The sequence below is a fragment of the Leucobacter fengyongliangi genome (assembly GCF_052386045.1).
This window is the reverse complement of record NZ_JBQTGS010000002.1, coordinates 24,204-44,441: the sequence shown is the minus strand read 5'-3', so window position 1 is coordinate 44,441 and position 20,238 is coordinate 24,204. Positions and strand designations below refer to the sequence as shown.

Here is a 20,238-nt window from a genome sequence, read left to right as displayed (position 1 = left end):
GTCGATCGGGCCCTTGCTCGAACTCCTCATTTCATACGTCTGGCGATGGACTCAAGGGAGATGTTCGCCGACGGCCGCGTGCAACTCCAGGTCATCGGTGGACAGCTGAGGCGTCTGCCACGACGCATCGAGACGATCGGTTCGCAGCTCGAACGGAACGTTCGGGCTGAGCATAAGGATGTTCCGAGACCTCCAGGAACGCGGATGGATCGGTTCGTTGGTCGGGGAGCTGACGACCACCCTGGTTGGCGTGGCGCTTATCGTCGCTGCGGTGCTACTTTCGGTCTCGGGGGGTGGCCCCCAGCTCGCCCCGACGTCGCACTCCTACCGTTCCTAGGGGCGGGGTGGTCGGCCTCGCGGGCAGGCTCCTCGTGCTGAGGCCGCTGCGCACCTCCTTGATGCGCACCACGCTGATCGCCGGATCCTGGCAAACTATCCCGCGACGCGAATTCGCAGGGGGTGTCGGCGCGACTTTCGATCGACGTACAGTGCCGTCCGTTAACAAACGATCGGTTCGTGCGACCGAACTGTCGAACGCCTGTGCATCGCTGCGGCGAGTTCCTCATGGCGCAGTACCTGGGTTTCGCTTCCGGAAGAAGATTTCACGAACCCCAGCGACACGGTGTTGCGGTGACGTTCGACGAAAGAGAAGAAGGATGGCGTAGCGAGACGGGAACGCAGGCAACGCGATAAACGGCGGGCTCTCATCGTTGAGTGTGAGCACATAGGACGACAGGCTCATTTCAGAAACGTCGAACTCCCGATACGTGACCTGCCTATAGAAGATCTCCTCCACGGGCAGCGGGACGAAATTGAGGTCGATACCTTCGGCGGTCCGGAATTTGTCAAGGCGAGTGAGGCCGGTGGGTGTTAGGCGGCGAGTTGGATCTCGTCGGTTGGTGGCTGGTTGATCCACGCGGCCGGGTCTCGGTCGAGGATCTTCGGTCGCGTCTGTCGCGTCGTGAACCGTTCGGGGTGGGCGCGGCGGGCGGCCTCGAGTGTGGCGTCTCGGTCGCGGTCGATGGCGTCGGCGTGCCCGTAGTGCACGTCGGCGGGCGTGTGCATGCCGATGCCGGTGTGCCGGTGGTGGTGGTTGTAGGCGTGCACGAATTCGTCCAGGAACTGCCGTGCGTGGGCGAGGGAGACGAACCGGTCGGGGAAGACGGGCAGGTACTTCATCGTCTTGAACAGCGCTTCGGAGTAGGGGTTGTCATTGGACACGTGCGGTCGGGAGCGGGACGCGGTCACGCCGAGATCGGCGAGCAGGGTGCGGACGGTCTTCGACGTCATCGAGGGGCCGCCGTCGGAGTGCACGACCTCGGGGGTGCCGTGGATCCCGAACGCGTCGGTCATCATCTCCTTGGCGAGTAGGCCGTCCTCGCAGGCGTGCACGATGGCGCCGACGATGTAGCGGGAGAAGATGTCGATCATCACGTACGCGTCGTAGTACGTGCCTTTGACAGGGCCGGCGAGTTTCGTGATGTCCCAGGTATAGACCTGCCCGACGGCGGTCGCGATCAGCTCCGGCACCTTCCGCGGCGGATGGGTCGCGAGCCGGCGCCGCTCCCGTACCTGCGTGTGCTCGCGCAGCACCCGATACATGGTCGAGACCGAGCCCACGTATTCGCCGCGCTCGAGCAGGATGGGATAGATCTGCAACGGCGGCTTGTCGACGAACTCGTCACTGTTGAGCGTGGACAGCACCAGCGACCGCTCGACGCTCGAGAGCTTGTTCGCTGGGGCAGGACGAGCCGACGGCGGCTCGGGGTCCGGTCGGCGTGCGCGGGAGGCGGCGCGGGTCGCGGTCGCACGCGCCACGCCGGTCAGGGCTGCCGCCTGCCGGGTCGGCACGTCCGCGGCGGCCAGTTCGACGTAGGTGTTCATGAGCGCTTCCCGCGCCGCGGGTCGGTGTCCGCGCTCTCGGAGATCTGCCCCAAGAGCGCGTGCGCTTTTCCCATGATCTCCAACGCCGTCCGCGTCATCGACAACTCCACCTCGGCCTTCCGCAGTTGCGCCTTCAACCGGGCGTTCTCGGCATGCACACGCCCGCCGACGTGCACTACGGGCACGCCGACGCCATCGACCGCGACCGAGACGCCACACTCGAGGCCGCCCGCCGCGCCCACCCCGAACGGTTCACGACGCGACAGACGCGACCGAAGATCCTCGACCGAGACCCGGCCGCGTGGATCAACCAGCCACCAACCGACGAGATCCAACTCGCCGCCTAACACCCACCGGCCTCACTCGCCTTGACAAATTCCGCGCTCGCAAAGGGGGATGCGTACACGCCTCTCCCCGCCTGTCAGCCGACGTCCATCGGGGAAATGAAACCGTCGTTCATGAGGGCAGGGTGCTCAGAATCAGAGAAATCCGTCCTAAACGTTTCCTGATACAAATTTCGAGGTAGCCAGTCAGGTGGGAGGCGTGTACGCCTCCCACCTGACTGCTCACTTAGCTACGCCGACGGCGTGCGGCCAGGAGTACGGTGGCTACACCGGCAAGGAGTAACGCCAGTGCCGCAGCACCCATGATGCCCAGCCCAGCACTACCGGTGGAGGCGAGATCGCCGCCCTTCTCGACCGGAACTTCGTCCTTCTCGATAGTGTTCGTCAGCGAGATTTCCACCACGTCGGACTTGCCGACTCCGACCGTATCGGTGCTGAATTCGTGACCTGTCCAGGTCGCGCCGTCAACACCGGCAGGGGTCTGCTCGGTCAGTTGAACCTCTGCACCAGCGGGCAGGCCGTCAACGGTAACCGGGGTGCCGTCCGCGACCACTTCGAGGGAGCCTTCGCCCGCCTCGAAACCAACCCCGGCCTTGTACTCGTAGTGCACCACGAACACTGCACCATTAGCCACAAGGTTCTTGCCGCTGCCGTCAATGAGTTTCTGGATGCTGAAGCCGCCCTCGCCGAGCGCGATCTCGTTCACCAGGGCCACCTCAGCGGTCTGGTTTTTGCCGACCGTGACGACGTTGCCGTCAGGGAACGACGCCGATACCCAAGTGCCGTTCTCCGGGTCAACCGGAAGCACTTCTTCCAGCGTCACGACCGCGCCCTCGGGGAGGCCGTCAACCGTGGCGGTGCCACCCTTGGTGACCGTCAGCGACCCTTCGCCCGCCTCGTACCAGTCACCGGCCGGGTAGGAATAGTTCACCGTGAATTCGGTGTCCTCACCGATCAGATCGGCACCCGATCCCTCGACCGCCTTGGTCACTGCGAAACCACCAAGATCGCGTTCGATCTCGTTGGTCAGTACGACCTCGAATGTGGTCTTATCACCGATGGTGAAGGTCGGGTTGTCGAACTCGTAGCCGAGCCAGGTACCGCCCGCGACCTCGGTCGGGGCGGCCTCGGAGATCGTCACCTCGGTGCCGTAGGGCAGCGGATCACTAACAATGGCCTCGCCGTTGTTGGCAACGGTCAGGGTGCCCGTACCGGTCGCGGGGTCAGCTCCGAGACCTTCGGGGAGCGTGTAGCTGTAGTCCACGGTGAACAGGGCGTCCTCGCTCACGAGGTCGGCACCGTCTCCGGTGACCGCCTTGAGCACGGAGAAGTCACCGTTGTTCCACGAAATCGGGTTGTCCAGATCAATGCTGACAACCGTGTCCTTCACGACTGTGAAAGACGACTCGCTGAACTCCGGCTCACCCCAGGTGCCGCCGGTCGGGTCATCCAACGAGAGTTCAGTCAGGGTGACCGTCGCACCAGCGGGAATGCCGTTGACGGTTTCGGTTTCACCAGCACCAAACTCGATCTGACCGGAACCGGCAGGGAACCCGTTGATCGCGTCGTACTCGTACGTCACCGTGAACACGGCATCTTCGGGCACAAGTTCCGTACCGTCACCGATAACTGCCTTGGTGATCGAGAAGCCGCCCACATCTTGCGTGATCGTGTTCCTCACCGAGACCGTCACCGGATCGGTGCTGTCACCAATGGTGAGCGTCGCAGGGTCGATGACCGGTTCACCCCAGGTTGCACCAGGCACGTTCGGGAGGTTCGGTTCAGACAGTGTGAGTACCGCACCAACAGGCAGTGCGTCGCTTGTCACGCTCTCCCCCGAGATCGGCAGCGTTAGCGTTCCATAACCCGCAGCGAAACCCTTTTCAGCATCAGCGGGGTAGCTGTAGTCCAATGCGAACTCGAGATCGTCGGCCAGCGGCACACCGTCCTCGTTCACCACGTTCTTCTGTGCGGAGAAGTCGCCCTTTTGCAGGGTTGCTCCGTTTAGCAAGCGTATCTCAGTGACCGCACCCAGCTTTCCGTTACCGTCCGCTGTGAACGTGAGTGTGTCAGCAGGGTTACCGTCAGCGTCGAGGAACACCGGTGTCGCCCAGTTGACGTTTGCTGGGTCGGTCGGCTGCACCTCGGTCAGCTCCACCACAGAGCCGCGGAAGAACTCCTGACTCGTGAAGGTCTCGCCCGAGTGCAGTGTGAACGATTTCTCGACAGGTTCCTGCCCCGGCTCGGTGACGGTGTAGTTCACCGTGAACGCTGGGTTCAAGGTGGTGTCGCCGGTCAGCTCTTTCGTGACCTGGAACTTGCCGTAGTTCGTGCCAACGACATTGCCGCCTCGGTTGTAGCGTGTTGCGCTGCCGTTGACGTTACCGGATTCTTCACCGTTAATATCCCATTCGGCTGCGTTGCGGAAAACACGGTCGCCGTTGTCTTGTAGTTCGCCACCAGTGAGAGCTTTCACCTTCCACTGCACCTGGTAGAAGCTACCGTCGGTGCCGCGCTGACTTCCCTGTGCGGGCGGTGCGATCTCGTCGTGGTTATTCCAGTCTGCACCGCGCCCCTCGCGGGATTCAAACGTGGCTGTCAGATCACCATTACTCCAAGTGACGTCACTTGTGGGGTAGGTCTGCCAACCGCCGACGACCTCATTGCCCCACCGGTCGTACTGCAACAGCCCGGCCTCGCGCACACGCGGGTACTCGTCATCAACAATGAGTTCGTAAGAGTCTTCGTCGAGCAGGTCGGTGACAGTGACGGTGTTGCCCGCGGGGATACCGGTGTTGCCGCCCTTCACCTGCACAGTGAAGGTGATCTCATCAGTGGCCGTGTTGTATGAACCCCACTTGCCATCCCAGAACTCACCAAATTCGCAGTCCTCGGTGCACCAGTTACGGCTCGGCGTGACGACTACCTCGTTCTCGAACCCACCAATATCAATGGTCTGGTTGACGTCTTCACGGTTATCGTTCTCGGTGCGCGCCTCGAAGAAGAAATCACCTGACACCCCGTGCGGGTTAGCCTCGATGAACGCATCATCAATCGTGCAGGTTACCTGCGTTCGCGTGACAACGCACTCACCTGCGGGGCCGTCAGGCCCGTTGACGGGGAAAGTCTCGGGGTTGCCGTAGAAACCGTCCGGGAGGTCAATGGTCAGCGTAACCGGGGTTTCTGCCTCACCCGGGATGCTCCAATCGACGTCGATCCTCTGATAGGACCAATCCTCGATGACTCCTTCATCGCCGTCATACTGGATCGCAATATTATCGATCTGTACCTGACTACCGTCAGCGGCAGCGGCAGGCGAAACAGGTGAAAACGCGAACAGCGTCGTAACCAGCAACAGCAGAGCTGTTAGAAGTGCCCCCCCCCCGTTTAGTCAGCCCAGGCCACGCCAGGGCGGTGTTCTCAGACTTCAAAATGACTCCTTGCTCATGAACTATTACTTATCTGTTCGTACAGTCGCGTACCACGACACGCAGGAAGCGACCCCTACTTGACGGGGAAGCAACGGCATGTAAAATCCCCCACCATACAAGATACAACAACACACAGCTGCTTCACATCTAGCCACCGAAGCTCGCAACCGGGAAGCGATAAATAGTTAACTGTGGTGCACGGTGTCGGGCTTCACGTTGAGGTCACTGTGCTCCGCACATGCTCCAAATCATCGTTGTTGGAGTGAGTTATTGGGTGCAGCCTCCACCTTGTGCGATGTGGCCGCGCTTCATCAGCTCAAAGCGCACTTCGCTCAACAACGTATTGCAGTGCTGCAGCTCTTCGTCACTCGCAGCGGCGGCTATCGCCGCCTCAAGTCGACTCATCTCACGCGCCAGCTCCGCGTCGCTCATCTGATCGCTCTGAGTCATAGCTGCCCCTCTCATATCGTGGCGAAACCGAGCAGCGCGAAGGCTAACGTGACGGCCGCTCCCCCGAGCATCAACGGTTTCTCAGCTCGGGCCAGCGGGCCTTCGGTGATCTGCTTACGGCGGATCAGCCATGATGCAACGAACATGGCGATGCCTACGACGATCCCGACATAGTAGATGATCTGTAGCGCGCTCATCAGTTCTCCTGCGGCTCCTGATACCAACGCACGACGCCGTTATGGCCGTGTGCCCGATGAACGTGACTCGATGCCAGTCTGAGCATGTTTGCTGCGGTGGTCATCTCGTCAGCGGCCGCACGGGCGCTGCCGGTGCCGTCGCCGTCTTCGCCGTCGTAGTGTGTGCCGTCCTCGGTGCGGCTGTGCCACTTGCCGAGCTGGTCGATCACCTGCGCCAGGTGGTCGATAGTCGCGCCCAGCTCACCGAGCAGCCGGTATGAGTCGCGCGGGTGCGGTACGTCACGGGTTGAGTGCGCGAGCGCACGCGCCAGCTCTTCGACCTCGGCGGCGATTTCGAGCTGCCGCTGTTCCTCGTTGATTGCCATTGTGGTTACTCCCCTACTCCATCGGGCGGCCGGGTGACAGGCTGTGCGCGGGTGCGCCCTCGAACGGTCGGCCGCCGTTCAGCTCGGCTTCGAGCTGAACTACCTTGTCGAGAATTGCCTCAAGCTGGAAGTCAGAGAGTGACCGATACGGCCGCCCTGCGTTCCTCGCTGCAATGAACGCTGCCCGGATGCGTTCGCTATCCTCCGGGGCCGCGTAATAGCCCATCTTCGTGCGGGTGCCAGGCTTCGAGCTGGCGGCCGTCACGGTGCGCTCTGGCGCAGCGGGCGCGGCCGCTGCGGGTGCTGTTCTCTCAGGGGCCGGCTGTGCCGTCTCAACGCGGCCGCTCATCGGCGCTACGGGCGACAGGCCGCCGAGTTGTGAGCGTCGGCGTTCGGGTTTCTTAGACATGAGCAGTTCCCTTCATGAGCTGGTCGATGTGTGCGGCGTAGATCACGGCGAGGTCGCGCGACTGCGCGTCGCCTTCGTCCAAGCCGCGGGCCGTCTCGGTGGCATCTGCGATTGCCTGCCGCTTCGGCACGGGTGGGGTAAGAATCGGGAGCTGTGCGGCCTCGGCGGCCGCCGTCAGCTCGTCGGCCCAGTAGCCACCTGCGAGTGTGTGCGCCTCGTGGGCGTTGAGCACCAGACCGGCGACCGTGAGCTGCGGGTTATAGTGCTCGCGCACCTGGCCCACGGTGGTCATGAGCTTCGCGAGGCCGTTGACGCTCCACAGCTTCGACTGTGAGACGATCACGACTGCCTCGGCGGCCGTGAGTGCGCTGATCGTCAGCGGGTCGATAGCGGGGCCACAGTCGATGAGCACCAGGTCATATTCGGCCTGGATCGCGGCGAGCTGCGCGCGCAGCCGCGATTCGCGGCCCGGCTCCGATGAGATAACGAGTTCGTTTCGCACGTCGGCCAGGTTGTCGCCCACGGTCGGCGCGACTGTAAGGCCTTCCCAGATACCGGGCACGAGCACGTCGGCCAGCGTGTCTTCGCTGCGGCTACTGAGCGCGTCTGCCACTCCGACGTCGCCCTCTTGCATGTCTTCGGTGAGAACGCTGGTGATGTTCCCCTGCGGGTCGGCGTCGATCACCAGCACGCTCTGTCCTGCGAGGATCGCGGCGCGGGCGTGGTGGTAGACGGTGGTGGACTTCCCCACTCCGCCCTTCTGGTTGCAATACGCAAGAATCATGGTGCCCTTCTTTCAGGTCTAATGGTACTAATACCCCTATTGGGGGCAGATAGTGGGCTGCACCTTGGCAGCCCACTATCTCGGCGGTCTAGTTCCGGCGCTCGACGGTGACGGTCTGGCCGCGAAGGCTCACGGTCACTTCCGCATCGAGCACCTTGCGAACGGTGCGGGTGTTGCCCTCGTCGTTCGTGTAGGTGTCCAGCAGCTCTTCGCCCGCGACGTTCACGCGCACGTTCCCGCAACGCTCAGCGAGGTCGCACAGCGCTTCGGCGTCGGCTCCCCAGACTGCAACGTCGTAGCCCTCGGTGCCGCCGTCCTCGAACTCACCGCCCTTGTTCACGCGATCCGTGCGGATGACGCGAGCGAAGGTGTAGGGGCGGCCGTTCTTGTCGGTGCGCAGCTCGGGTGCCTTTGCCAGGTTCCCGGTGAAGCTGATGAAGGTGGTCATGATCTTTCCTCTCGGTTCGGTTTCGGGGTTATGGGGTTTATAGGTCTATTGTACCTAATAGGTCTAGTCGTGTCTATGGTTTCGCAGATTATCCGGTGCAGCTCCCCCACATTCCCAGCGCGTCGGCCTGCGCTGCGCGCTCTGCGTCGCGGTGCTCGGCCTGGCCGACGTAGGGCGCATCGTAGGTGTACTCGTGCGCGGCTCCTGCTTCGAGCAGCACGACGGCTGCGCTCTGCCCGTCGATGTAGACGTGGCGCAGCAGTCGCCCGTAGCGGTCGGTGTCATCCTGAGTAGGATCGGCGCGCAGCTCGACCGCCTGCCCGTAGACCATTGTGTTCAGCTCGTCGCGCGCCTCTTGCGCGTAGCAGTCATCCTGCCCGCCGTCACGGTTGATTTCGGGTGTATCGAGGCCGATGAGGCGCACGCGCGCCTCTCCCCCGGCCGTCTGCACGTCGATGGTGTCGCCGTCCACTACGGCGATCACTTGTGCGCTCTCAGCGGGCAGCAGCTCGGCGTCGGCTGCGCTCGTCTCGGTGCAGCTCTGTAGGCCGGTGGCGCTTCCGATTGCGAGCACGCCTGCAAGGATCGTGCGCAGCGCGCCTGCAAGGATCGTGCGCAGCGCGCCCGCCCTCACTTGCTCTTCCCTTCGAGCCGGTCGATAGAGCGGATCATGCGGTCTTCCCACATATCTTTCTCACTCGATCCCATTTCATCCCAGCCCAGCGGGTACTTGATCCCGGCTGCACGGATGCGGTCTTTGATCTTCTGGTGCTCGGCCTCGCGCTTCGCGATCCACGCGGCGCGCTCTTCTTTGGTCAGCATGATATTTCCCCCTTATGGGTCTTATGGGTCTATTCCGCGGTGTCAGTGAGTCGCTGCGAGAGCGCTTCGATCTTGTCGGGTCGAAAGCCTGACCAGTGCTCGTCATCGGTGACGACGACGGGTGCCTGCATGTAGCCCAGCCCCTTGACGTACTCGGCGGCCGCATCGTCGGCGGTCACGTCGATCACCTGGTAGTTGATGCCCTTGTTATCGAGCGCCCGATAGGTCGCGTTGCACTGCACGCAGCTCGGCTTGCTGTAGACGGTGACTGTAAAGCTCATGATCGGTTCCTTTCCTGCCCAGTGCCTCGGTTCCCTCTGACACTCCCCCCACGTTTTTTGCCGTGAAGGCACCATGTGCCTTCGTAGCGAGCGCAGCCGGAGGGCAAGTGATCGTGGAATACCGGAGCGGCCGAGCGCCAGCGAGAGACGCGAGGATATGCCGCGAAAGCACTTGCGTGTAGGTGGAGCGAACGTAGAATGCCGCAGGCTTCACGGCAAAATACGATTTGAAAGATGGGCGGCCGCGCAGCGGCCGACGCATGGCCGCCCTCTGTCGGCGGCCCCGGTCGCGGATGCGGCCGGTGCAGCGCCCCGGCGCTGCCGCCTGGTGCCCGCGGCCGAACGGCCGCGGGCGGCGGGCACTCATTCGCTGTACTCCTGCGCTGCCCTGTTGAGCGCATCGAACGCAGCGGTGATTTCGATGCTCTGCTTTGCGGCGCTGAGCTGCTGCCACTCTTCGCCGTGCTCGGCCTCGGCCCACTTGTGCGCCAGCTCGACGGGGGTTCGGCCGGTCAGCTCGCGGCCGTCTTCGAGAGTGATGGTCAGGTGCTCGGCGGTGATGGTCATGAGTGCAACCTCTCGGTTCGGTTTCGGGGTTATGGGGTTTATAGGTCTATTGTACCTAATAGGTCTAATGGTGTCTAGGCTTCGATCCACTCCATTTCGGACTGATCGAGCTCCCTTTCTGTCCAGCCCTCACCGATGCCGTTGAGTACCGACTTCTCGGCGCGGCCGTCCGGGTGCACGGTGATGCTCTCCACGGTCAAGTCGTCCTCGATGACGATGATTTCAATGCTGCCGAATGCCTGCCGCTGCGCCGCTGGGCGCTGCCGCTCGTGCAGGCATAGGTCGCGGATCGTCGCCCATTGGGCGGCAGTGAGCTGCGAGCGGAACTTGAACATACTTTTATCTCCTTTGGGTCTAATAGGTCTATTTAGCTGTGCTCGGGGTCACGGGTCAGCGTGTCTACGAACGTGACGAACTCAGGGCCGGTGATCGCCACGGTGCTTGCGAGCCTGTAGCCGCTGCGCGCGTAGCTCATCAGGTCTTCGTCGCGCTCTGCGAGCTTGCGAAGCTGCCGCGGAATCTCGGTGTCATCCACGATGGGAACGATGGTCGTGATGGTGCTGATGCTCTGCATGGTGTCTCTCTCTCCCTCTCGTTTTTTTGCCGTGAAGGCGTTTACGCCTTCGTAATGAGCGATGCCGGAGTGCAAGTGACCGTGGAATACCGGAGCGAGCGCAGCGAGCGAGGATATGCCGCGAAAGCACTTGCGCGCAGGTGGAGCGAATGTAGTGTGCCGCCAGGCTTCACGGCAAGAAACGCGAAGCGTTCAAGCACTGCGGCCGCTTGCGGCCGTCGATGTGGTGGGGGAGCGCGAGGGCACCCCCTCGCCCGCCGCCTGGCTGGCGGCGGGCTGCTCGGGCACCCTTATAGGTCTTATAGGCCTATTTAGGCGGCCTTGGCTTCCTGCTCTTCGTCGGCCTCGGTGATCGCGTCTGCGATGGTGTGCGCAGCGCGCAGCACGTTTGCGGCGGTCTGCTTGATGGTGTCGGTGTCGTCTCCGATCCATCCGGCCACGTAGCCGACGCTGTAGGCGCTCGTGTCAAGGCCGATGATCCCGGCGACGATGTAGGCGACGCTTTCCGCCTCGCACTCTTTCAAGCCTCGGTGCGCGACGTACTCGGCGTGATCCTCCGCGCTGTGCAGGATGACGTGCGCGGCCTCGTGCAGGATCGTCTTAGCGGCCTGCGCATCGCTGAGCGCTGCGTCTACGACTACGCGCTTGGTGCCGTCTGTCGTGGTATATCCGTTGGTTTCGCCTGGGATCGTCTCGCGGGTGACTGTCCAGCCCTGGGCGGTGAGGTAGTCGGCGGTGGCGGCGTAGATTCCGGCCTCGTCGTTTCCGTCGAGGCGCTGCGCGGGGTTCGGGTCGATCCATTCCTCGGTGGGGTCGGTCTGGCTCATGTCGAACACGCTGAGCATCGGGAAGTAGCGCACGACGCGCTCGCCTGTGTCGAGCTGGTCGAGTGTGCCGTCTTCGTTCTCTTCGTCGGCCTTGGCCTTACGCTCACGGAACCCGAAGATTTTCAGGCTGCGCTCTCCCTTGCGCACCTGGCGGCCGAGCTGCTGCCACTTGCGGAACCCGGCTACGCGGGTCGCGGTCGGCATCTGCGAGAGGATCAACAGCACATTGTTCAAGCTGTAGGAGTGAAACGCGCGGGCGAAGTCGAGGAATCGCTGCCAGGCGTCGGAGTCGCGTAGCTGCTCCACCTGCTGAGCGATGGACTCGTGCAGGGCGTCGGCCTCTGCGCGGCGCTGCTCTGCGGTCTTCTGGGTCTTGATCGTGCGTGCCATGATGAACCTCCCGGTGTCTCGGACTACCAACTACCCCTCACGTTTTTTTGCCGTGAAGGCACGAATGTGCCGCGCAGAGAGCGCAGCCGGAGTGCAAGTGACCGTGGAATACCGGAGCGAGCGCAGCGAGCGAGGATATGCCGCGAAAGCACTTGCGCATAGGTGGAGCGAACGTATGCTGCCGAAGGCTTCACGGCAAGAAAATGCGATAGCTGAAATGAGGGCGGCCGCGCAGCGGCCGACGCATGGCCGCCCTCTGTCGGCGGCCCCGGTCGCGGATGCGACCGGGGGGGGGGGGGGAGCGCGAGGGGGTGACCCCTTCGCCCGCCGCCTAGCTGGCGGCGGGCTGCGGCTGCTACTGCTGCCAGTAGCGGGGGTTCAGTGCCTCGGTGCCGTCGTAGTCCAGGGCGAGCAGGACGCGGGCGAGCTGGTCAATGTAGACGCCTTCGATCTTCGCGTGCTCGATGCCGCGGGCGTACTCGCGCACCTCGATTTCGATTTCATCGAGCGGGGTCGTGCTCACGAGCACGGCCATGTTGCGAGCGGCCGCGTAGCGGTCGCCGGTTCGCGTGAATGGAAGGATGCGGGCGGTGAACAGTAGGCCGCCGCGGTCGTAGCGGCCGGGCACTGCTACGAGCTGACTTGCACCAAGCGACATGAACACGCCGGGGCCGATTGCCTGGCGGAACTGTTCAGCGGTCGAGCGGTGGAACTCGTCAGCTCCGGCGATGTGTGCGGTGTCGAACGGGATAACTCGGGTGGGCTTCATGGTCTTACCTTTCGTTAGGTCTTATAGGGTTTATAGGTCTATTTAGGCGGCGATGAGCCGGTCACGCTCGGCGTCGTCCAGCCGGTAGGCGAAGCTGCACGAGCCGAACAATTCGGCGGCGGTCGTCGCTGCTTCCTCGGTCGAGTACAGGCCAAGAATGCGGGTGCATGGGCAGTTGAGCACGGCCCAAGCGTTCGCGGTTCGGCTCTGGCCGCACTCGCACGCGATCCGCTCGGCGCACTGCTGCGCCTCGGCGTCGGTGCCCTCGGCCGCGTAGCCGATTCCAACGGGTGCCAGTCCGGCGCAGCTCTTGCAGATGTAGGTGGTTGCCATGTTCTCTCTCCCTCACGTTTTTTTGCCTTGAAGGCGTTTACGCCTTTCGCAGAGAGCGACGCCGAAGTGCAAGTGACCGTGGAATACCGGAGTGAGCGCAGCGAGCGAGGATATGCCGCGAAAGCACTTGCGCGCAGGTTGAGCGAACGTAGAATGCCGCCAGGCTTCAAGGTAAAAAACGCGAAGCGTTCAAGCACTGCGGCCGCTTGCGGCCGTCACATGGTGCAGCTCGAAGAGCTGCACTGCTTTGTCTGGGTCGCGGTGCGACCCTCGTGTTACTGCTTGGCTGTCCATACTGTGTGCAGGCCAGCCCCGCGATAGCTGGGCTGTGCACATTGTGGGCAGGTGAGGCTCTGCGTCGGTGTCCACAGGCTGCCGCCTGCTCCGTCAGGTGGCGGCATGTGCGTCATCCGACAAAGCGAACGGTCGTCGTGCGGTCGGTTCGCTCACGATAGGGCTGCCGCGCTCCGCTGCGCTGCGCTTTGCCTTCGAGGGGGTCTGGTTGCGTCTCGTCGTGGGAACGGGGGAACGGCATTGTCCCAATCGGCTTTGCGCCGAGTACATCCATGATGATGCGTTCGGCGTCGGATACGGGCACGGGTCGCGGCCGAGCTGGGGGAGTAGTGCCGGTGATGATGCAGCGGGCGGCGCGGTAGTCGGCGCGGCCGTTGGCGGTGCGGGGATGAATCGGGCGAGGGGCTGGGCCAAGGTCAGGTACGAGCACGAGTTGACCTGGTGCGGGGCGCTTCGGGCGTTCAGCTCGGGGCGTGTTCATCCAGTCCAGCTCGGCGCACCACCAGGCCCACAGTTCGCGCTCGACGGCGTAGCGCTCGGCGCGAGCTGCCAGGCGTCCGGTGACGCCGCAGGCGTCGGCCGCTGCGTCGCGGCGGTCGGCGGCGGGCTTGTGCCAGCCGTCGCGGCTGAGCAGCAGCACGTCAGCTTCGATGAGCCGGGTGAGTGTCTGTACCGTGTGAGCTGCGTCTGATCCGGTGAGCTGGGCGAGTTCTCCGAGTGAGAGAGGATCGTGAGTGCAGCGTGCATAGACGTTCCCAGCGTGTAGCCCGAGTGCTCCGAGAGTGAAGAGGTCATGTGCCGCATCGTCCAGCCGGTTTGTGAGTTCGAGCAGCAGCGCGTTTCGTGCGGCTGCGCCGCTGCCGGGGGGGCGGTGGGCGACTTGTGACCGGGCATCTACTGGGTTGCTGTGGATAACGACGTGAGGGCCGATTTTCCAGTGTGCGGCGCTGCGGCCTTCGGCCTCGTTGGTGCGAACGATCCAGTCGTCTTCTGCGAGGCGCAGCAGCGCTGTGCGCGCCGTTTCACGGCCGATGCCTGCCATGAGTGCCAGGCGTCGGGTATCGGCCTCCAGATCGGCGCTGAGGGCTTGCAGGGCAAGGATGCTCAGCGCATCGAGCACGCGACGGTCAGCGGGGCCGCCTCCGCGGTTCCATCTGCCGGGGGCGGCGTCTGCGCGGCTCTGTACGGCGAGTACATGCGCGGCGATAGCGTCGGCGCGTGCGTCGAACGTCTCATCGCGGCCGACGATGCGGCGGCCGCTGGCGATGTAGGCGACGGCGCGATCCCATTGGCGGCGCAGCACGCGCGCGCGTTCGTCAGGCCGACGTGCGATGCGGCGGCCGTCTTCGTTGCGGGTGCGTGCGTGTTCCAGGCCGGGGGCTGTGTCGAGCACGCGGGCTACGTCGCTGTAGTGCCAGTGCGCGGCGGCCGCGCCGGTCAGCACGCGCCAGAGCACGGCGCTAGCGTCGTCTGCGGCGGCATTGGTGCGCAGCGCTGCGTCCGCTGCGGGCGCTAGGGGGCGCTTGGTGCCGGGAATGTGGGGGTGTTTGCGGTCGTCCTGGGCGGTGTCGGCCGAGAACGTGTCTGTGCGCTCCGTAGCGGCCCGATCATTGACGAGCTGGGCCAGGCGCTCAACGGCGGCCGATACGGCTGCCGTGGTGCCACTGGGGCGCGTGAGCGAGTCCAGATTGCCGTCGATGACGGTCGAGCTGCCGCCGTGGCGGTGTGGTGCACCTGGTGGGCGCACGCATCCGGCCGCGGGGTTCATGATGGGGGAGAGGTCGAGCGTCGTGTGCAGCACCTTGGCGAGCCGTGCGAGCCGGTGTACCAGCTCGGCCGCGACTCCCTCGCGTAGCGCGATCCAGATATGACGGCCGCCCTGCGGGCCAGACTGGCAGACGACGGGGGCAAGGCCCGCGTCGATGAGGAGCCGCGCGAGCGCGGCCGTGTCTTGCTCGGCGGCCTCGGCCGCCTCGGGCGTCTTTCCGTCCAGGTCGAAGCAGAGCAGCCGGTAGGCGTGCTCGCGGTCGGTGAGGTAGATCGCCCAGGGCCGCTCAGGCGCGGCCGCGGTGACCGGCGTGATGTACTGCGGCGGGTAGCTGTTGAGCGTGCTGCCGTCCTCGTTGACGGCTGCGACGCGCACGGTAGGGCGGGGGCTGATCGCTGCGGTGATCGCCCATGCGTCGGCAACTGAGAGTTGGGTCGCGCATTTGTTGCGGTCTGTTGCTATGATGGTGTCACCTCCTAGGTCACCTCCTGGTAGGCACGCGAAAGCCGTATGAGTTACCTCCTGGTAAGCTCCGCGATTTTTGCTCCACCTGATCCGATTCGGTCGCCAAACTTCATACGGCTCAGGTAATGACTTCTCCGATACCCCAGCTCCCCGAGCTGGGGTATCGCTCATTTATGCGGTGTCGATGGGTAGCTCTCCTTCGTTTGGTTCAGGCTGAGGCATCCAGTTCGGCACGCCGCGGTCGCTCAGCTCCGTTTCCAAGTGGTCGATTACCAGTTCGAGGAACACGCTTGAAGTCACACCGGAGTTGCGCGCGATCTGGTCGAAGCGCTCTTTGCGGTGCAGCTCGATTGACCACGCTGCGCGCACGGGCGCGATGCGTGATCCTCGTGGTGCTCGCCTAACGGTCATGCCACCACACTACAGGTAGATGTAGAAGTAGCGCCACCAAAGACACGTTGATTGCTTGGCGTGTCGTCGGTAGTCGCTGTTCTTTGTAGAAACCCTCCTGGCGATCGCGCAGCCGGCGGCAGGGGTTCCTACAAAGACTGAGGGCCGGTAGCGCGTTAGCGTTACCGGCCCTCAGTGCTGGTGGGGCTACAGGCCGCGTGCAACGGCGGCCGCCGCACCGAGCCATGCGCGCTGAGTCGCGGGGCGCAGTGCCGCGACGTTCAGCCAGCCCTCGACCATCTGGGGGTCGTGGGGGATTGTGGCGACCTCGCGTGCGAGGCTGGTAAAGCCGTTGACGACGGTGCTGATGTTCGCGCTCGTAGCTCGCGGGTCTGCCTGCGAGACGACGACGACGGCGTGCTGAGCGAGCTGCGCCGAACGTTCGCTGCGGTCTGCGAGTGCTTCGAGCAGCAGTGCGCCTGCTTCTGCGTGGTCGTCGCGTGTGGTCGTGGCCACGACGATCTGGTCGGCGTGATCGACCAGGCGGCCCCACATTGCATCGCTCTCATCGTTGCCGGTGTCGATGAACACGAGCCGGTAATACTTGCGGGCGACGTTCCAGATTGCGTCAACGTCTTCGGCGCTGAGGCGCTGTTCTGATGCAAGTGCGAGTGGCTGAGAGCGCAGCACGTCAAAGCGGTCGGCGGTCTGGTGGTGAACGTACCGTGCCAGGTCGGCCGACTGAGCGCCCGTGCCGAGCAATTCGGTTGCGGCGGGCAGGAGGTCGAGCACGGTTGATTCGTGCGGGCCTTGTTCGGTGCGCCAGCCGAGCGTGCCGCGCGTCTGGTTGGCATCCCAAGCCAGTACGCCAGCACCACCGAAGCGGGCGAAGATCGCGCTGAGCAGCACGGTCGTAGGCGTCTTGCTCGCTCCACCCTTGCCGTTCACAACGGCGATGGTGCGCGGCCCGGGCCAGTGCTGCGCCACGGCGAATGTGTCATCGCGCTCGGCCTTCTCGGCCGGGCCAGGGGAGAGGCGCAGCCCGAGCCGGGTTGCGGTGCCTCGCCAGCCCTTCATCGCGGGTTCCTCAATGCGAGTGCTCTTCAAGAACGATTCGCGCATCGCGCGACGGGTGACGATTGTCTGCGGCGCCCGTTCTGCGGTGTCCTCGTCTACAGGCGTGGCGGCCGTGATCGTCTCGGTGCTCGGGCGAAGATAGGGCGATGCGACCGGCTCGGGCTTCTCGTGGATCGTGCCGTCAGGATGCACGATCATTTCCCAAGTGCCGTCTGGTTCGGTCGTGATGAACTCGACTACCTCGCCGGTCGCGGCCGCGTGATCCACCACAATACTTGCGACCTTGCGGCGGGCGTCTTCGAGGCTTGCCCCGATGACCTTCTGGGGCTGCCCGTTGAGCGTGACGATTGCTGAGCCGTCCTTTTCGGTAGTGGCATGAGCGGTCATGATGCTTCCTCCTTGTGTGATGCGACAGCCGTTGCCGTGGCGCTGCCTCCGGGTGACTGATTCGGTGGGTACGCCTCAATTCGCACGGCGGCGTCTCCGAGCTGCAAGCGCACACCGTTGGGAACAACGGTCGGCGTGTGTGGTGCGAGGGGCGTTCCATCGGCCTCAGTGCCATTTGCTGCGTCTTGATCGGTGACGATCAAGCGGCATTCGTCATCGACGTCGACCAGGGCGTGCGTGCGCGAGCACTCACGGCCAGGGCTGACAAGCGTGACGCTTGTGTGCCCTGCAATCTCTTTGGGCCTGCGGCCGAGCACGATGGGCGGTTCAGCGCGCAGCGCGCCTGCGCCTTCGACGTGCACGAGCAGAGTCGGCCGCGCTGCCTTGCGCGGTACGACGATGGTGTGGTCGATCACCGTTTCTTCCTCGGCGGGGGCGGCGTGGTATGCCTCGGGGATCGGGTTGGGGCGCGGCTTCGGGGCGATGACCGGCGTGGGCATCAGCGAAATCGTGCCTTCTGGGTAGACGTAAAACTGCCAGTTGGCGTCAGGGTCATAGGCGATGAAGTGCTGGGCTTGGCCCGTCTCCACGGCGTGCGCTATTGCCATGTCTCGTACCTTGTCGCGGGCCTCCGCGAGCGAAGGGGCACGAAACTTTGTTTCGTGGCCGTCGATAACGATGCGAGCTGAGCCGTCTCGGCCGACGAACGATTCAATGGACATAGCGGATCTTCTTACTCTTCGGACTCGGGCAATGACGGGGCGGGCAGGTCGAGGTCACCAAGCATCGGCTGTTCAATGTCAACAACGGTGCCGGTGCGCTCATCGAGGATGAAGTACCAGATAGCGGTGTTGTTGCCGATAGGCACGGTGGTGGAGCCGTTGTGATAGGTGCCCTCGTAGTTCACTGAGACGCCGACGCGGAATTGCCCGGTGCCCGGTTCGCGGTGTTCGTTGCCTTCGCCGTATTCGATTGAAGCGGGCACGCTGCCGACGTTGTTGACCTTGATCTGTGAGATTTCGTTAGTACCGAAATACCCCGCCCAAACAGGCAGGTAATCGCGTGCAAGGCTTTCACTCATTCCGGCCTCGATATAGCGCTGCTGCGTCGTTTCCGGGTTGGCGGTGCCGTTCCATGCAGCGGCGAGGCGGGCAACGTCGAAGACGGTTTGCTGCTGTTCCTCGGTGAACGTGATGGTGGGCGTCTCTTCGATCTGGCTCGATGTGTCGGGCTGCGCGTCGTCCTCATCGTTGTTCTGGTTGGCGAGTACCAGCCACACGATGAGGCCTGCGAGAATCGCGGCTGCTGCGATGCAGCCGATGATGATGAGCGTGAGGCGCTTGCGGTCAATCATGGTGTGGTGCTCCTTAGAACGTAAAGCCAGCGGCGGTGAGGATGGGGAGGGGATCAACGGCGGTGCCGTTCAGGTGCACCTCGAAGTGCAGGTGACAGCCGGTGCTGTAGCCCGAGCTGCCGGTGAGCGCGATTTGTTCTCCGGCTTTGACCTTCTGCCCTGCTGAAACCATGATTTCGTTTGTGTAGCTGTGGACGTACCAAGTCACGAGGCCTTCGCCGTGGTCAATCTCGATAATCATTCCGCCGCCGCCGCCGTCGAATACGCGGCTTACTTCGCCGTCTCGGGCTGCCCAGACGGGGCCGCCGCATCCTCCGGCTTCAAGGTCAAGGCCGTAGTGGAATGGCTGTGTCGGCCCGGCCGGGGTCTGGATGACTTCGCGAGGCCCAAAGCCTCCGTTGATGGGGCCGTTGCCGGGCCGCGCCCATCCGTCGAGGCCGATTTCGCCGGGAATGCCTGGGATCGTTTCGCAGCTCCCGCTGCCGCTAAGCAGGCTCGAATCTAGGCCTGACAGTGCAGCGACCACGGCGGTTGCGGGCACCCAGTAAATCTCGTAGTGGAACGGGTCTTGGTTGACCTGCACCTTGTGAGCTACGAGCGTCGGGGCGAGGCTCTGACGCTCGGCCTCGGGCACCTTCTGAATCATGGCGTCGAAGAACTTGCCCGCTGAAATGTAGGGGTCGAGCCGGTCTTCGAGTGTGCCCCAGTTGTCGCGCTGTTGGAACAAGCCTCGGCTATCCGGGCCTGCGGCGTCGCCGTACTCGAGTACCTGCAAGCTCGACTCACCCATAGCGGTCATGACGCCGATGGTCTGATCGCGCACGCTCAGGCCGCGATCTTGGGCGGCCTGGATGATGTGTGCGGCGTTCACTAGTTGCTCATGGCCGTAGCCCGAAATGCTGGTGGCGGGTACCTTGCTGGGGTCGATACGGCCGCCTGTGTTGAAGCTGCACGCGGCCGCACTGGCGGGTGCGAAGAATGCCAGTAGGGCAATGATGAGCAGCACCACGGCGAGCACTGCCGACACAATCGTGATGATCGGTGTCGAAGTGGCGACGGCCGCAACGGCCGCGACGATGGTGCGCAGCGCGTTCGCTGCGGCGGCGGCCGCGCGTGCCTGCGCTGCGGCAAACCGGGTGATCGACGTGCCTGTGCTCGCGGTGGTCTTGGCGGCCTTCGCGGCCGCGGCGCGCTTCTGCGACGCAACGATGCCGCCCTTGACGGCCTTCCCGGCGAGCTGGCCGCCCGAGCGCACGCCTCGGCCCGCGGTCTTGGCTGTGGCGGCGGTGCCTCGCTTCGCGCCTGCGAGAGCCACATTCTCTCCCTCGCGGGTAGCGAGGTCTACCGCGTCCTCGTCGCCGTCAGCCGTCTTGGCGGTGGTGGCCGCAAGCGCGGTGCCCTTCACAACACTGTCGCCCGCGCCCTTCGCAGCTCCCGCGCCTGCTTTGCCTGCGGCCTTCGCAGTGCCGCGCATTCCGCGGCCGAGCGCCCCGCCGCTCGTGCCGGTGGGCGCGTCCGTGGGATCATCGCCGCCGATGATCTGCACCGAGCGCTTATTGAGCGAGAGCCGCGCGAGGTTGTCGGATGCTTCACCCTGCGGGTTGGAGCTGCGAAGGCCTTTCATTGGG

25 protein-coding genes are annotated in these 20,238 nt (G+C 64.0%); 2 read left to right on the top strand and 23 right to left on the bottom strand.

What is annotated here, in order from left to right:
• Positions 1-178: 178 nt before the first annotated feature.
• On the top strand, positions 179-337 hold the full coding sequence (locus tag ACTNFK_RS12965; protein ID WP_005054937.1) for a hypothetical protein: 159 nt from the start codon (positions 179-181) through the stop codon (positions 335-337).
• A gap of 533 nt (positions 338-870) precedes the next feature.
• Here the strand turns inward: ACTNFK_RS12965 and ACTNFK_RS12960 are convergent.
• Positions 871-1,884 (bottom strand): IS3 family transposase, encoded by a 1,014-nt coding sequence (locus tag ACTNFK_RS12960; RefSeq protein ID WP_033105176.1) that lies wholly within the window; start codon positions 1,882-1,884, stop codon positions 871-873.
• A 152-nt stretch (positions 1,885-2,036) separates the two neighbouring features.
• Here ACTNFK_RS12960 and ACTNFK_RS12955 point away from each other — a divergent pair, with 152 nt between their 5' ends.
• Positions 2,037-2,231 (top strand): hypothetical protein, encoded by a 195-nt coding sequence (locus ACTNFK_RS12955; RefSeq protein ID WP_445117225.1) that lies wholly within the window; start codon positions 2,037-2,039, stop codon positions 2,229-2,231.
• 223 nt (positions 2,232-2,454) lie between these two features.
• Here the strand turns inward: ACTNFK_RS12955 and ACTNFK_RS12950 are convergent, their stop codons facing one another.
• From ACTNFK_RS12950 to ACTNFK_RS12845, 22 genes are all read right to left on the bottom strand, one after another.
• Positions 2,455-5,583: a DUF5979 domain-containing protein gene (locus ACTNFK_RS12950; RefSeq protein ID WP_435937615.1), complete on the bottom strand. Its 3,129-nt coding sequence runs from the start codon at positions 5,581-5,583 to the stop codon at positions 2,455-2,457.
• 343 nt (positions 5,584-5,926) lie between these two features.
• Positions 5,927-6,109: a hypothetical protein gene (locus tag ACTNFK_RS12945; protein WP_047523852.1), complete on the bottom strand. Its 183-nt coding sequence runs from the start codon at positions 6,107-6,109 to the stop codon at positions 5,927-5,929.
• A gap of 11 nt (positions 6,110-6,120) precedes the next feature.
• A complete protein-coding gene (locus tag ACTNFK_RS12940) occupies positions 6,121-6,306 on the bottom strand; it encodes a hypothetical protein (protein ID WP_064846211.1) in 186 nt (61 codons plus the stop codon).
• Positions 6,306-6,671 (bottom strand): hypothetical protein, encoded by a 366-nt coding sequence (locus tag ACTNFK_RS12935; RefSeq protein ID WP_190265271.1) that lies wholly within the window; start codon positions 6,669-6,671, stop codon positions 6,306-6,308. Before ACTNFK_RS12935 ends, ACTNFK_RS12940 begins: the two co-directional genes overlap by 1 nt.
• 13 nt (positions 6,672-6,684) lie before the next feature.
• Positions 6,685-7,080 carry a ParB family protein gene (locus tag ACTNFK_RS12930; RefSeq protein WP_190265270.1) on the bottom strand — a complete coding sequence of 132 codons (396 nt, stop codon included), beginning with the start codon at positions 7,078-7,080 and terminating at the stop codon, positions 6,685-6,687.
• Positions 7,073-7,864 carry a ParA family protein gene (locus ACTNFK_RS12925; protein WP_190265269.1) on the bottom strand — a complete coding sequence of 264 codons (792 nt, stop codon included), beginning with the start codon at positions 7,862-7,864 and terminating at the stop codon, positions 7,073-7,075. The genes ACTNFK_RS12930 and ACTNFK_RS12925 overlap by 8 nt, the downstream gene beginning before the upstream one ends.
• Positions 7,865-7,952: 88 nt before the next feature.
• The gene (locus ACTNFK_RS12920; RefSeq protein ID WP_086991045.1) at positions 7,953-8,312 is read right to left on the bottom strand and encodes a single-stranded DNA-binding protein; all 360 of its coding nucleotides are present in this window, start codon (positions 8,310-8,312) and stop codon (positions 7,953-7,955) included.
• A gap of 88 nt (positions 8,313-8,400) precedes the next feature.
• Complete coding sequence (locus tag ACTNFK_RS12915; RefSeq protein WP_190265268.1) at positions 8,401-8,946, bottom strand: thermonuclease family protein; 546 nt, start codon at positions 8,944-8,946, stop codon at positions 8,401-8,403.
• Entirely contained in the window at positions 8,943-9,134 is a 192-nt protein-coding gene (locus tag ACTNFK_RS12910) for a hypothetical protein (RefSeq protein ID WP_047523862.1), read from the bottom strand. Before ACTNFK_RS12910 ends, ACTNFK_RS12915 begins: the two co-directional genes overlap by 4 nt.
• A 29-nt stretch (positions 9,135-9,163) precedes the next feature.
• A complete protein-coding gene (gene nrdH / locus ACTNFK_RS12905) occupies positions 9,164-9,415 on the bottom strand; it encodes a glutaredoxin-like protein NrdH (RefSeq protein WP_047523863.1) in 252 nt (83 codons plus the stop codon).
• 363 nt (positions 9,416-9,778) lie between these two features.
• Positions 9,779-9,982 carry a hypothetical protein gene (locus ACTNFK_RS12900; protein WP_190265267.1) on the bottom strand — a complete coding sequence of 68 codons (204 nt, stop codon included), beginning with the start codon at positions 9,980-9,982 and terminating at the stop codon, positions 9,779-9,781.
• Between the two features lie 74 nt (positions 9,983-10,056).
• A complete protein-coding gene (locus ACTNFK_RS12895; RefSeq protein WP_435937616.1) occupies positions 10,057-10,317 on the bottom strand; it encodes a hypothetical protein in 261 nt (86 codons plus the stop codon).
• A 32-nt stretch (positions 10,318-10,349) separates the two neighbouring features.
• Positions 10,350-10,556, bottom strand: a complete 207-nt coding sequence (locus ACTNFK_RS12890) for a hypothetical protein (protein WP_047524888.1) — start codon at positions 10,554-10,556, stop codon at positions 10,350-10,352.
• Positions 10,557-10,867: 311 nt separating this feature from the next.
• Entirely contained in the window at positions 10,868-11,773 is a 906-nt protein-coding gene (locus ACTNFK_RS12885; RefSeq protein ID WP_435937617.1) for an ArdC family protein, read from the bottom strand.
• Between the two features lie 355 nt (positions 11,774-12,128).
• Entirely contained in the window at positions 12,129-12,542 is a 414-nt protein-coding gene (locus tag ACTNFK_RS12880; RefSeq protein WP_435937618.1) for a hypothetical protein, read from the bottom strand.
• 42 nt (positions 12,543-12,584) lie between these two features.
• Entirely contained in the window at positions 12,585-12,875 is a 291-nt protein-coding gene (locus ACTNFK_RS12875; protein ID WP_435937619.1) for a hypothetical protein, read from the bottom strand.
• Positions 12,876-13,281: 406 nt separating this feature from the next.
• Entirely contained in the window at positions 13,282-15,312 is a 2,031-nt protein-coding gene (locus ACTNFK_RS12870; RefSeq protein ID WP_435937620.1) for a bifunctional DNA primase/polymerase, read from the bottom strand.
• A gap of 261 nt (positions 15,313-15,573) precedes the next feature.
• Positions 15,574-15,813, bottom strand: a complete 240-nt coding sequence (locus tag ACTNFK_RS12865) for a hypothetical protein (RefSeq protein ID WP_330194013.1) — start codon at positions 15,811-15,813, stop codon at positions 15,574-15,576.
• A gap of 186 nt (positions 15,814-15,999) precedes the next feature.
• The gene (locus ACTNFK_RS12860; RefSeq protein ID WP_435937621.1) at positions 16,000-17,256 is read right to left on the bottom strand and encodes a MinD/ParA family ATP-binding protein; all 1,257 of its coding nucleotides are present in this window, start codon (positions 17,254-17,256) and stop codon (positions 16,000-16,002) included.
• Positions 17,253-17,978, bottom strand: coding sequence for an FHA domain-containing protein (locus ACTNFK_RS12855; RefSeq protein ID WP_435937622.1), 726 nt, complete (start codon positions 17,976-17,978; stop codon positions 17,253-17,255). Before ACTNFK_RS12855 ends, ACTNFK_RS12860 begins: the two co-directional genes overlap by 4 nt.
• An 11-nt stretch (positions 17,979-17,989) precedes the next feature.
• Positions 17,990-18,610: a hypothetical protein gene (locus ACTNFK_RS12850; protein ID WP_435907661.1), complete on the bottom strand. Its 621-nt coding sequence runs from the start codon at positions 18,608-18,610 to the stop codon at positions 17,990-17,992.
• Between the two features lie 13 nt (positions 18,611-18,623).
• The gene (locus tag ACTNFK_RS12845; protein ID WP_435907660.1) at positions 18,624-20,234 is read right to left on the bottom strand and encodes a M23 family metallopeptidase; all 1,611 of its coding nucleotides are present in this window, start codon (positions 20,232-20,234) and stop codon (positions 18,624-18,626) included.
• Positions 20,235-20,238: the final 4 nt, after the last annotated feature.